The 12,403-nt window shown below is 56.6% G+C and carries 9 protein-coding genes; 1 reads left to right on the top strand and 8 read right to left on the bottom strand.

Annotated elements, in window-relative coordinates; translation table 11 throughout:
- Nucleotides 1-312 precede the first annotated feature (312 nt).
- From QN378_RS00225 to QN378_RS00260, 8 genes are all read right to left on the bottom strand, one after another.
- Nucleotides 313-1,497, bottom strand: a complete 1,185-nt coding sequence (locus QN378_RS00225) for a type III PLP-dependent enzyme (RefSeq protein WP_323546960.1) — start codon at nucleotides 1,495-1,497, stop codon at nucleotides 313-315.
- Nucleotides 1,494-3,260 carry an IucA/IucC family protein gene (locus tag QN378_RS00230; protein ID WP_323546962.1) on the bottom strand — a complete coding sequence of 589 codons (1,767 nt, stop codon included), beginning with the start codon at nucleotides 3,258-3,260 and terminating at the stop codon, nucleotides 1,494-1,496. Before QN378_RS00230 ends, QN378_RS00225 begins: the two co-directional genes overlap by 4 nt.
- Nucleotides 3,257-4,402: an MFS transporter gene (locus QN378_RS00235; protein ID WP_322204296.1), complete on the bottom strand. Its 1,146-nt coding sequence runs from the start codon at nucleotides 4,400-4,402 to the stop codon at nucleotides 3,257-3,259. The genes QN378_RS00230 and QN378_RS00235 overlap by 4 nt, the downstream gene beginning before the upstream one ends.
- The gene (locus tag QN378_RS00240; RefSeq protein ID WP_323546963.1) at nucleotides 4,387-6,165 is read right to left on the bottom strand and encodes an IucA/IucC family protein; all 1,779 of its coding nucleotides are present in this window, start codon (nucleotides 6,163-6,165) and stop codon (nucleotides 4,387-4,389) included. Before QN378_RS00240 ends, QN378_RS00235 begins: the two co-directional genes overlap by 16 nt.
- On the bottom strand, nucleotides 6,162-7,361 hold the full coding sequence (locus QN378_RS00245) for a siderophore biosynthesis protein PvsA (RefSeq protein ID WP_323546965.1): 1,200 nt from the start codon (nucleotides 7,359-7,361) through the stop codon (nucleotides 6,162-6,164). Before QN378_RS00245 ends, QN378_RS00240 begins: the two co-directional genes overlap by 4 nt.
- Before the next feature lie 78 nt (nucleotides 7,362-7,439).
- The gene (locus QN378_RS00250) at nucleotides 7,440-9,524 is read right to left on the bottom strand and encodes a TonB-dependent siderophore receptor (protein WP_323546967.1); all 2,085 of its coding nucleotides are present in this window, start codon (nucleotides 9,522-9,524) and stop codon (nucleotides 7,440-7,442) included.
- A gap of 17 nt (nucleotides 9,525-9,541) precedes the next feature.
- Nucleotides 9,542-10,312: an HpcH/HpaI aldolase family protein gene (locus tag QN378_RS00255; protein WP_323546968.1), complete on the bottom strand. Its 771-nt coding sequence runs from the start codon at nucleotides 10,310-10,312 to the stop codon at nucleotides 9,542-9,544.
- Nucleotides 10,313-10,508: 196 nt separating this feature from the next.
- On the bottom strand, nucleotides 10,509-11,291 hold the full coding sequence (locus tag QN378_RS00260; protein WP_322204290.1) for a hypothetical protein: 783 nt from the start codon (nucleotides 11,289-11,291) through the stop codon (nucleotides 10,509-10,511).
- Nucleotides 11,292-11,479: 188 nt separating this feature from the next.
- Here QN378_RS00260 and QN378_RS00265 point away from each other — a divergent pair, with 188 nt between their 5' ends.
- On the top strand, nucleotides 11,480-12,142 hold the full coding sequence (locus QN378_RS00265; protein WP_322204288.1) for a M24 family metallopeptidase: 663 nt from the start codon (nucleotides 11,480-11,482) through the stop codon (nucleotides 12,140-12,142).
- Nucleotides 12,143-12,403 lie beyond the last annotated feature (261 nt).

The following is a 12,403-nucleotide window of genomic DNA, read 5'->3' on the forward strand; positions in this document are numbered from 1 at the left end:
TTGGATTTGAGCGTACATGGGCCGTTTGTGTTCAGATAAAAGACAACATACGGATACCCCTTGATGCTGCTCGAAGGCAACGCCATACATATCAAACTGCTCCGCGAGCATAGTCCTGCCTGAAGCGCTACGCTGGAAAACTTTACTCAACACGCCAGCAGTTGGTTACAAATGTCGCTGCCCCAATCAAAAGTTGAAGGGCACATGGGTTAGAGCCGGTTTGCGCTACGAGTTCCACTCAATAAGTGTAAAAAAAGTACTGAGCTGAATTGTTTTTATGCCAAACGTTAAGTAATGACGCTAATTGTCCGATTATTCGTTCAAAAACAACATGACCGGTGGTTCATGCATTAAAAAGTCCCGGTGTGAAATATTCCAGGCGTAGGCCCCAGCCAATGGAAATACGAGAAGATCGTTGATAGCCAGGTGGGCTACCAACTGCTGTCTGGCCAGCACATCCTTCGGGGTGCACAGCTGACCCACCACTGTCACGGGCTCGTTGGTTAGCTGCGCCGGCTGCAAACTACGTAATACGACGAACGGGTGGTCGTGGTTTTGGGCTGCCGGTGTCCGAAAGTGGTGAGTGCCGCCCCGACCTACGGCGAAGTAGTGGCCGTGGTTGCGTTTAATGTCCAGCACTTGCATTAGGTAATAGCCGCAAGCCGCGCTGATGAATCGACCTATTTCAAAGCGTATTTGCGTAGTGGCCATGTTTTCTTCGACGATAAGTGTATCGAGACCTTTACAAAATAACGGCCAATCGAAAGAACAATTAGGATTTTGATAGTTGATGCCCATGCCGCCACCAACATTAATCAGTGGCAGATGTAACCGTTGGTCGGTGCACAGTTGGCGGAAGGTTTTGAAATAGCTGCGAAGCAATCCCAAGTGGGCGTTTACATCAAGTTGATGAGACAGTAAGTGGAAATGCAGACCTTGCAACTCTAACCATGGCTCGTCACGCAATAAAACCAGCGCCTTTTCCAACGCATCATCATCCAGGCCAAACGGTGTCGGTTTGCCGCCCATCACCAGCCGACCCTCCGGGGCGTGCGCAAGTGTCAGGTTCAACCGCAGTAAAATCGGTGCTTTACGACCAACGCGAGCCGCCACCTTCGCCAAGCTGCGCAACTCGTTTAGGCTTTCGACATGGAACGCTGAAATCTGATAACCCATGGCCATTTCCAGTTCGCTCTCGAGCTTGCCGGGGCCGCCGAAAATTAGCGGCTGGCCAGGACACTGCTCGTGCAACCAACGAAGTTCTCCCCCGGACGCAGCTTCGAAACCGTCTACCAGTGGCGCCAGGGTTTGCAGAATGGGTGCCTCAGGGTTGGCTTTTGCCGCATAGAACAGTTCGCAATTGGCAGGCATTGTTTTGCGCATTTGCCGAACGTGTTGCTCAAGGGCCATCAGGTCGTAGACGTAAGCACACAGTGGTGACTGTTGTTGCTCGCGCAGTTGGCGGATGGCCGTGGTGACACGTGCAGGCAGGGTCATGCGATGGCCTTCATTGTGATGTTGACCAGCGGGTTGGGTAAGGCGGTATAACCGGCCTCTCGGTCAGCGCGCATCATCAGGCGGGTCATGAAGTTTTCCTTACTGGGCAGTGGCGCTCCGGCACACAAATCACTTAGTTGCGAAGGGTTATCGAGCAGCGCTGTTTGCGCGTGCAAGAGGGTGGCGATGTGCGACCACAGTCGGCTTTCCAATACCGAATCGGTACAGGCCAGATGAAAAATAGCCTCACCCAAATTGTTCACCAGCGCGCAATACGCCACCCGCTGCCAGGCCTTGTTCTGGTCGTAGTACAGCGAGGCCCGAGTTCGCTCGTTCAGTTCGCTAAGGCGTTCAATGGGCCAGTGACTCGCAACGAGCTTGGTGCCCTCCAGATCGCGAATCCAAACGCGGCAAGGCAGGCCATCGTTGTCGAAACCAATGACTGTGTTTTGCAAGTGTGGCTCCAGCACCACACCCAGTCGAAACAAGCACTGCATGACGCCGCCGAGCAATTGCCGAGCGTAACCGTCCAACCAGCGCAGCGTTGCGTCTGCCTGGTTGATGCCGAGCTGTTTGGCGCACTGCTCAACCAAGCGCTGGCAGACACTGCGACCTTGCAAATCCCAAGTGAACAGCGCCATGGCGACTTGTGGTTGGTAGCGTGCGCGGGTGGCTTCATTAAGGTTTTGCCGGTACAGAATGCCGAAGCATTCAGTCACTTCCCGGGCCTGTTCAAGCGTGCCGAAGGCGCTCAGGTCGAGGGTGCTGGCGGCGGGCTCCGGCATCAGCAAAAAGTCCGGCATTGTATGGGCGAGTTCGGCCATGACGGGGGCCAGCAGTCGGGTCAAGGCCACCGCGCTGTCCAGTTCATACCAGGCGTTTTTACGCACGCAATTGGTCAGGCGCACGTGCATCGAAAACTTGAGGAAATACGCCAGCTCCGGGTGGTAAAGAGTGCGCACCGACGAAGTAGGGTAGAGCGCCATCCCCAGCGGACCCAAGTATTCCAGTAGCCCCTTTTGTTGCACACGCTGGACCAGCGGGTCGACGAGGATACGTTCGACTTCCCAGGGATGGCACGGGTAAAGATCGTCTCGTCCACCACACAGGTGTTGCAGGGTGCTGCGCGGGTCGTCGCCTTGATGCTGGATCAGTGCCGGGTCCACGCGAAACCAATGCAGTTCAAAGCAGGCGCCCACTTCCGGCGAACACGCCAACAGGGCTGCTCGCGAAATACCTTCGCGGCTCTTCGGGGTAGGGTGCAGGGCGTGGCCCCATATCTGGTGTTGTTCGGAGTTCAACAGACTGTCTTTCGGTCTCGGCGAGTCATGCGTGGCGTGCCGAAGGAAGGTGCGGGTGATTTGCAGGCTGTTATCGACCTGTTGCAGCATTTCGCCTACCCGTTCTGGCTTGCTTAATGGCACGCACAGTAGCCGCGCCAGTTCAGTAGCGGTCAAGGGACGCCAACTTTGAGCGCTGCCCTTGAAATAGGGCGCGCTGACGAAATGGCAGCGGCCCAATGCACTGGTACGGTCGACCCGTACTGCGAGACGTCCGCTCGGCAAGCGGATGCTGATGCATTGGCCATTATGCTGTCGCAGGCTCATCGGCAGGTCTTGAGTGCGGTCATCAAGGCTCGCTTCGTTACGTGGCAAGGCGTATTCGCGCAGGTAACAGTTGAGTAGGCATTCAATGGCATGGCGTTCAGCCTCACCATCGAGTGCGTGTTCATGCAATGAAGCATTCGTCAGAGCAAGGGTCATGCTGGCATCTCCCGCGAGGTCATAAGTAGAGGACGGGCCACGGCCATCGCAGCGACCGCGGCCAGGCAAGCAACGAGGAAGGGTGATTCAATGCCGCAGGTCTGACTGACCAGCCCGGCAGTGCCGCCTGCGGCAGTTCCGGCCCATTTTCCGCTGGCGTCAAACCAGCCGAACATACGACCGGCGCTGCCGTGGCGACTGCGCAGGCTCAGGCAGCGATGCAAACCGACGAAGCTCAACAGCATGCCGACGCCGCTGAGTAGCCGCAGGGCGAACAACGGTTCAGGCTGAGTGCTCCAGAATTGCAGGGCATTGCTGACAGCAAGCAGGCCCAGCCCAGGCAGCAGCAGGTTGGCGGTATGCCGCTGGACCCACGGCAGGGCAAACAGATAAACCAGATGCGGCAGGCTGTAGAGCAAACCGATTACCGCATCGTTGCCAATGCCCAACGCTTCGCCGTATGGGACGAAATAGGGAAACGTCACCACCATGGCGAAACTGAAAAGGAACTGCACCGTTAGCAGGCGCGGCAGGTCGGTTGGCAATTGACTCAGAGAATCCGCAGCGTTCGCTGCGCGCATTGTTTGGCGGGGGGTATCGGCCGGCAGAGGCAAGATCATCACAAACGCCAACAGCGGTAGCCAAGCCAAATACCGGTATAACTCCAAGCCCAATCCTTGGGCCGTCAACAGGCCTAATAGAATAGGGCCGCTGATCATCGCCAAACGGGCCGAGTACTGCGTCCAGTTGAGGGCACGCGACAGGTCGCCGTCTTTAAACTGGGTCGACAGGTACGCATTCGAGGCGGCCATCGCCCCACCAAAGGTGCCTTGAATCATCAGTGCCAGCACGAACATGGGAAGGTTGGTGCTGAACCCCGCTAATAAAAAGCCTGCAAACAAACCGGCATGGGCCCGCAACAGCGACAGCCGACAACCACGTCGATCCGCCCAGCGCCCCCAAAGCGGCGCGGCCAACGCCGTACACAAGGTGGGAAGTACAAACAACACGCCAATGCTCCACCCCGGCGCGTTAGGCGCCAGATCGGCAAGGATACGAGGCAAGTACAGGGGAATTCCAAGGGCGGTAAACGCCGACAGGTAATGGCCGAGCAGGACACTGGCAATTAATCTGCGGCGCATAAACTTCCCTCCAGTAAGAAGTTTGCTGCGCTGTAACCGTAAAACTTGTTGATGTCTTGGGCGCCGGAGTGAGCTTTGCTAAACAAACTGCCAGCACTCAGCAGGTATTTCACCGGCAGCGTAGGGCTGTCCAGCAAGCAGCGTCGAGCCTGCGAGCAATCGGTGCCTCCATCTTCCAGCTGTTCAAGGCAGCCCAGCAGGCGCAGGCGTAAGGTTGTGTAGAGCGCTTCGCGTGGTGCCAGGCCTGCGCCAATGATCGCTTCGAGCACGGCAACAATGTTCAACTGCAACGTGATGGTGCAGAACATCTCGGCCAGCGCCTGCGGATCGTTGACACAAATGCGCTCGTCGAGCAATTGCAAAGGGCGTTGCGCAAGATCCGGGCACGCGGCTGCAAAGCGTTCGGGCCAGAGGCGAGCGGCGTCGTTGTCTTTCATTAGCAGGCGTAGCGGGCGTCCGGTTTCGAAAATCAGTACGGCATTTTGTTGATTGGCTTCCAGGGCAATCCCGTAACCCAGCCATAGGCGCAAGTGCACCTGTAACAGCAGGTCGAGATAGTCGTCGAGCCAATGCTGCATTGAACCTGCGTAGAAGCGTTCAATCAGCGGTTCAACAAACAGTCGGCCGTCTGCCAGTGGACTGGCCAATGCGGCGACCGGCACCAAGGTAGTGGTCCCCAGTTGTGCGGGGTAGTGACGGGCGATGTACGCCAGATGACGGCTTTCGTCGGCATGGCCGCCATGTTCTTCGTCGACGTGCAAGTAGCGTTTGCCCAGTTGTGGATCCCGCTGCGCCAACGCCTGCAGGGTGATCTGGAACCAATAACCGTCGTACAGCGTGCTGGGCTTGATCAAGCGCAGATTGCGCGCACCCAGTGTGGTGACCAATAACGGTAACTTGAGATGCCAGTGGGGGTGCTCGACGCACATCACGGTGCGTACCGACAGCGTGGGCTCGACCTCCATGGCACTGCGCGGTGCCTTTATCGTGCCCTCGGGAAGCCCGTATTGTTCCAGCGCTTGCCACGTCATTGGGTGCACCGGCATCAAGTGGTGGCTCAGACTCAGGCTTTGCTTGAGGCCCAAGTCGACAAAACTGGGCCAGTGCGTGGGCGGGGCACTGCTGATTGTCATGGCGACTTTAGGCACCGCTAGCCAGTTCAGCGAGAAGCGCGGTGCAAATTCGGGTGCATAGCGTTCAAGTGCTGCGCGGTCAAAGCCAGTCTTTGCCCGTGCGGTGGGGTAAAAGGGGTGGTCCAGGTAGCTTGCCAACTGATCGATCCCGATCAACCGTTGTGCCCAAAAGGGATGGTCAAGAATGGCGCCCAGCGCGGGGGCATGTTCTTGATAAGCGCCTTGGCACAGGCGGCGATGCTGCACGGCGCAATCCGCTTCTTCTTTATAGGCTGCAAACAACTCAAGGCTGTCGGCGTCCAGCCCGTTGCCCAAGTGCTCGAGCCAGCGTCGATAGCCTTGCTCGATAAATGTCTGCCCGTCCTGCCGGCAAATCCATGCAGGGCTGGAGGTGCTCCAGGCTTGTAAAGGCGCGAAGGGGTGAACCGGTAGCCACAATTCAGCTGCGCCCAAATGGGTGATACGCAACCAGTGCTCATCAATGAAGTTGGGCCACGCTCCCCTCAGTTCAGGGGGCAGGTTTTGAACTCGACCTTGGCTTAGTAGCCCGCGAATGTTTTCCCGTAGGCAACAGTCAATGATGCGTTGGCTGATGGCCGCCTGATCAGTGTCGAGGGGTGAAGTGTTCATGCCATCACCCAGCGCAGCTCATCTAGCGTGGTGGCGAGGCGGGAGTCGAGGCTGGTAGCGTCCGGCGAAATCATGCGCAGAACACCCAGGTAATCCTTATTTGAATGGCTGAGCTGAATCTCGTCGCCCACTTGCCGCAAGGCCCGGTAATCGCGCCAGTGGCTGTCTTGCAGATCACTGAAGCTGGCGGATGCCTGCTGCAGGCGCCCGGGTGTGTCGGCGACCACATAGTGAACAAGTGCTTGGGCGTGAACCGGCTCGGCGTCGAGCAGTTTCTCGCCGAGGTGAACACCAAGAATGCGCTCGAACCAACCTTGTGGCAGCAAGCGGTCGAGAAGGAATTCGCGGCCATCACCAATGCTGCGGTAATTGATTTCTACCAGCATGGGCCCGTCGGCAGTGAGGATGAATTCGCTGTGGCACACGCCAAATTGGATGCCGAAGGCAGATACCTGCGCCAGCGTATTGGCTCGATAAGCTTTGCTCAGTGGACCATTCCAGCGTGCGGATAACTCGACAAAATGCGGTGGAGGCGAAAGGGTGACATCAAAACCGCCGATGGCCTGGACGCGCTGCTGATCACCGAGGGTTTCGAGGGTAAACAGCGGGCCTTGCATGTAGGCCTCCAGCAACAATGCTCGACCGGGTTGTTGTTCCCAGAATCGGCCGCAGTAATCCTTAAGTTCTTGGGCGCTGTTGCACAAGCGGACGTCCAGGCTGGCCACTCCCTGAGTGGGTTTTACTACCAGCGGAAAGGGTGCATCGGCGGGAACCACGCTGCCTGCCGTCAGCACGTGAAACCAAGGGCCGGGCAAGCCTAGGTCACGCATACGTTCACGCATGACGGCTTTGTTTTTTGCCGCATAGCAGAGCCGCCAGTCTTTGCCCGGCACCTTGAATGTTTCGGCTACCAAGGCAGTAGCGGTCTGTAAATGATCGCTATTAGAGAAGACGGCCACCGGGCGTAGGCCGTGAGCATTTATCAGCTCGATCACCGCCAGCGGATTAAACACGTCGCATTCGAGAATCTGCAGATCGTGCGCTGGCGTGTCGCACGCGGCCAGCATCCGCCTATGTTCTTGGGCGTGGTCGCTGATCAACACTACCGGTAAGCCGCGCTTACGGGCCGCCGACAAGAAACCTTCGGTGATCGCGGTATGAGGGACATGGCTGAGAATGACGAGTGGAAATTGCATGATCGTAAGATTCCTGGGAGCAGCAGTCGCCCGTCCCAAGGGATTGGGCGACTGGTTTACAGGGGCGCGGCTGCGCGGTTAGAAGCGGTAATTGGCGCCAAGGGTGAGGGCGCGCTCCGGGGCTGGCTGGCGACCCCACGGGCTGGTGTCGATGCCGCGGAAGTAGTATTGGCGGTTGAACAAGTTGCTAATGCCGGCTGATGCGGTCAGTACGCTTTTGTCATCCAGCTTGAATTCGCGTTCCAGCGCAGTGTTGAACACCACGTAGGACGGAAGTCTACCGACCGAGGCGGAGGCATTTTCAGCGACGCTGTTGGCGGCGTCGGTGAAGGCACTGCTGACATAGAGGCCGTCCAGGCTGTAGGTCCAATGCTCGGCGAAGCGGTAGCGCGCTTCGGCATTGAATTGATTTTTCGAGGCAAACGGTACTTCGTTGCCTTTGTTGTCGCCCGTGCGCTGCTTGGCATCCAAGTACGCATAGCTCGCATGCAGGTCCAGGTTGGGTGTCGCAGCAGGGGTCCAGAACAACTCGGTTTCAATCCCTTGGTGACGGGTGCTGCCGAGGTTCACGTAGCGATCGGTGGTGGCGTTGTATTCGATCTGGTCATCGAAATCGATACGGTACAGGCCCACATCAACCCGTAGCCCTTTCCATGGGGTGTAGCGCACCCCGGTTTCGTAATTCCAGGCAATCTCCGCACCCACGGCCCCTTCTTTAATAATCTGCGTGACTTGCGGCGGACGCAGTGAGCGCTGGGCATTGGCGTACACGTACCAATCGTCGTTCGCCTGAAAACCCACGGTCAGCCCTGGTAACCATTCTTCGGCCAAATTACTGTGGGTTGATCCGGTCACGCTGTCGCTGTAGTTCATTCGCGCATTTTCGTAGCGAATTCCGGGAGTAATAGTCAGACGACGGTCGAACAGGCTGATGGCGTTGCTCAAGTAAGCAGCTTTGGCTTCGTCGTCGAATTTCCAATCACGGAACACACTGGTCACGCCCGTATTGAGGGCCTGACGGTCTACCCGATAGTCGATATCTTCGCTGACATAACGTGCGCCCAACAACCAGGTTTGACCAACCGTATCGCCGTCGATAGTCATGCTCAAGCGCGGTTCACTGCCCCAGACCTTGAAGTCACGCGGGCCATCTTGCTTGGTCACCGCCGTGCCATCCGGGGTGAACGGCAAGCCGACGACAAAATTGCGGTAACTGTTGTGGGCAAAGTTGGTCCAGCTGAACTGCACGGAATCGAATGGGCCCATCGCGCCCAGTTGCTGAGTGTAAGTTCCCCAGACCCGGTCGGTGTCGCCTTCGAAACGGTCCAGCGGGCGAGTCGATTGACGCGAATCGTCTTTGTAGTCCTTGACGCTCAAGGCGCCGGCAAGGTCCATGTCAGCTTTGTAGTGTTGAACACCAAAACTGAAGTCGTGATCGTCATCGATGTTCCATTGCCCCCGCAGTCGATAGTTCTGAATGTCGGTGTCTGAATGTTCGCGGCCGTACTCGCCGTTAATGGTGTTGAGGTCCAGTTGCAGACCAAAGTTATCGGTCAGATAACCGCCGGTGCCCAGGTAGGTATCGAACAGTTGATGCCCACCCGCTGAAAACGTGGTGCGCTCGGAGATCGTGGTGTGCATCTCGCGGGGAATCGGTGCGCTGACGAAGTTGATCACTCCACCGACGTTATTTGGACCGTACTGCACGGCCGCGCCGCCGCGCACGATGTCTACCCTGTCAATGGTTGCCAGGGTCATGGGAAACAGTGATAAGCCGGTCTGGCCATAGGGCGCCAAGGCCAATGGGATGCCATCGGACAGGGCTTGAATACGTCCACTGCGGCTTTCGTACAAGCCGCGTACGGAAATTTGCGGCAGGGCCCCGGTGCCGGTTTCATCGAAAACCTTAATGCCCGGTACTCGCTGCAAGGCATCGTCGATGCCGCGCACGCTACCTTTTCTCAGATCGGCGGCGTCTATTACGCTTCGGCTGCCGGAATACGTGCGCACTTCAGGATCGCTTGCAGTGCCGAGTACATCACCCTTAATCGTAATGGGGGCCAAGGAAACCTGAGCATTTTGCTCGTCTGCCAGAGCGATTTGGCAGACGCTCAAGGAAATAAGGCTGAAGGGAAACGCAAACAGACAGATTGTTGTTTTCATTGGGGCTAGGTTCAGGCTCAGTTAGAGGATTTAAGGCTGCCCAGACGTGCTTTCAGGGCGTTATTCAGCAAGCCGCGGTCTTCGCCAGCTAGAAAGCTGCGGATTCCCCGGTCGCGCCAAAAGACGTGCTGTTCGGGTGTGCGTGGGTTTGCGCAGAAAGGGACGTTAGCGGCGGCGCAGGCATCGGCCATCGCCTGAAGCGCCAGCCAGACATCGGGGTGCAAAGGCTCAGGGCCCAAGCGCAAATCCAGGGCTAGATCAAGCGCACCTTCCAACACCATGCCAACGCCGGGCAGTGCGAGAATCTCAGGCAACGCCCGAAGCCCGGCAGCTGACTCGATCATCGGTACGATTGGGCTTTGCTGGTTGGCAAGGTCTATGTAATCGGATAAAGGCACGCGCCCGAAACCGGTGATACGGCCACCGCTGATACCGCGCTTCCCCCGTGGCGGGAAATACGCAGCGGCGACTGCGCGGGCCACGTCGGCGGCGCTTTCAACTCGGGGCAGCACAATGGCTTCGACGCCCGCATCCAGCGCACGGCCGATCAATTGGGTGTCGATGGCCGGAATGCGCAGCCAGGCCGAGACGCCTGAAGCCTCACAGGCCCGCACACAATGCATCAGATCCTCTTCGCTGCGCAGCAGGTGTTCCATATCAAGAATGACGAAGTTATAGCCTGCAAAACCGATCATTTCGCACAGAAGTGGAGAAGGTACGGAGTTAAGTAATCCGTAGACGTTTTCGCCGTGTTTTAGACGGGAAAAAACAGATGATGTTCGGATCACTGATTTCATTCCATGGCACTAACAAGACGCCAATGGTAATCATTATCATTAAGATGTAAAGTTTTTATTTCAGCTAAGTAGCTCTGGAAAAGGGTTTCTAGTGAGTCTGATCCGGTATAACGGGGCGAATCGCCCCAAATCGGCTCACCCTATTTGTAACCGAGGTGCTTAGAGTAGAGGCCGCCTCTTAAGCTCGTCACAAGCCGCCCCCCAGCAGTTTCAAATACACCGGATTATCGGAGAGGGTGTTGTGACCGCTGTCCGGAATTACCCGCAGGGTGGCAACACCGGGTTTGAAGTGAGCAAAAAGCGCGTCAGTGCTGGACCGGGGAATAATTCGGTCATCCTGCGCCGCGATAAACAACGTTGGAACGCTGATCAAAGGGGCATAGCGCCACGACTCAAAGGTGTCTCGCAACAGCCATTTTACTGGGAACAGCGGCATTCTTTTGATCGCGATTTGCAGCAAGCTGTCATAGGGGGTGATCAACACCAAGCGCGCGGCGGGTCTTTTGCTGGCCAGGTGAATCGCGACCCCGGAGCCCAAACTTCTGCCCACCACCGTAACCTGGGTATGTTCTTTGTAAACGGTATCAAACAACGCCTCGGCGTCGGCAGTGATAGCCGCTTCAGAAGGCGAACCCGTACTGCCGCCAAAGCTTCGGTAGTGCATCAGATACAGGGCTTGATCGGGGAACGCTTGCGAAAACGGCAGCAAACTGAGCGAAACGTCCTCGGCATTACCGCCAAAATAAATCATCGCATTGGGACCACTATGAGCTCGGATAGACACCTTTATAGTGGCGTCTGGTCGCGGCAAATCTAATACAGTAGAGACGCTGCCCATCGCACGCGGTTGCGGGAAATAAATAAGTGAACGCTGAAACGCTAACAGCAGACCACACGCCAACAGGTAAAGAACGGCGACTACCATTAGCACAAGCACCAATGTGCGCAACGTTCGAGCGATCATGGGCATACGCGAAAAACCTTCTGATGGCATAAGTACCTTGAGGGTAGTCGAGTGGAGAGGTCTTAGTTGTGCGGATTGGCCATGGTCTATTGCTGTCGGTAACCGAAAACAAGATGCTCGATGTGTAAGAAGTAAGTTAGCGTTGTGCCTGACCGGTTCGTATCGGATAACCGCAACCTTTCAGGAAGCCACCCATGACCGCCGTAACCGCAAAAGAAGCCGTTGGCGACCTCTACGATATCGATTCCATGAAGCACGCTCAGCGAATGACATGGCGGGCAATTGAACAAATGGGCGTGTTGATCAAACCCGGTATGCGCGAATCCGAAGCGCGAGAATTAGGCAAAAAAATCCTCACTGATCTGGGTACGCAGCGCATCTGGCACCCGCTGTTGATTCGTTTTGGTGCCAATACCTTGAAGACCTTCAAGCAAGCGTCCGAGGGTGATCCGGTATTGGGTGAAGACGACATTTTTTTCGTCGACATGGGAGCGGTCTGGCAAGGCCACGAAGGGGATGCCGGCATGACCTTTACCACCGGCAACGACCCAGAAATGGCAACTTGTGCGGCAGCGGCAAAAACCTTGTTTACGCGTGTTGAGCACTATTGGAAGGCTCACAAAACGCCAGGCCAGGCCCTCTACACATTTGCCCAAGAACAGGCAGTTGAGATGGGCTGGGAATTGAACTTGAACATCAAGGGGCATCGCGTCAGTGACTTTCCCCACGCCATCTACCGGGGCGGAAATCTTGGCGACTTTGAGACCACGCCCGGAGCAGGGCTGTGGATTCTGGAAATCCAGATTGCCCATCCAAGCAAACCCTATGGCGCCTTTTTCGAAGATTTGCTGATATAACGCCGCACATTCAGATTAACGCCGCGCAATGGTGGGATCACCACCATTCAATGTCAGTGATCCGCTTTGTTTCAACCATATCCACCCCTCGAACGCGCTAAATCTCCATCCGTCTACCTTATTTCAAATTCAATGAATCTTTGCCACGCCTGTGGCTCCGTTGTACATGCGCAGGCCAAAGACGGTCTGACTGGAGGCGCCGAAAAGGCCCCCGCCTTTGCATTGGAGTTGCTATGAATACTTTTCGCACTACTGCCTTAC

The organism is Pseudomonas sp. 10S5 (assembly GCF_035019745.1).
In the GTDB taxonomy this organism is placed as follows: domain Bacteria; phylum Pseudomonadota; class Gammaproteobacteria; order Pseudomonadales; family Pseudomonadaceae; genus Aquipseudomonas.

Coding starts and splice junctions, on each gene's coding strand:
- QN378_RS00225 (WP_323546960.1), bottom strand. CDS start 1,497: ATGACCCTGCCTGCACGTGTCACCACGGCCATCCGCCAACTGCGCGAG.
- QN378_RS00230 (WP_323546962.1), bottom strand. CDS start 3,260: ATGACCCTTGCTCTGACGAATGCTTCATTGCATGAACACGCACTCGAT.
- QN378_RS00235 (WP_322204296.1), bottom strand. CDS start 4,402: ATGCGCCGCAGATTAATTGCCAGTGTCCTGCTCGGCCATTACCTGTCG.
- QN378_RS00240 (WP_323546963.1), bottom strand. CDS start 6,165: ATGAACACTTCACCCCTCGACACTGATCAGGCGGCCATCAGCCAACGC.
- QN378_RS00245 (WP_323546965.1), bottom strand. CDS start 7,361: ATGCAATTTCCACTCGTCATTCTCAGCCATGTCCCTCATACCGCGATC.
- QN378_RS00250 (WP_323546967.1), bottom strand. CDS start 9,524: ATGAAAACAACAATCTGTCTGTTTGCGTTTCCCTTCAGCCTTATTTCC.
- QN378_RS00260 (WP_322204290.1), bottom strand. CDS start 11,291: ATGCCCATGATCGCTCGAACGTTGCGCACATTGGTGCTTGTGCTAATG.
- QN378_RS00265 (WP_322204288.1), top strand. CDS start 11,480: ATGACCGCCGTAACCGCAAAAGAAGCCGTTGGCGACCTCTACGATATC.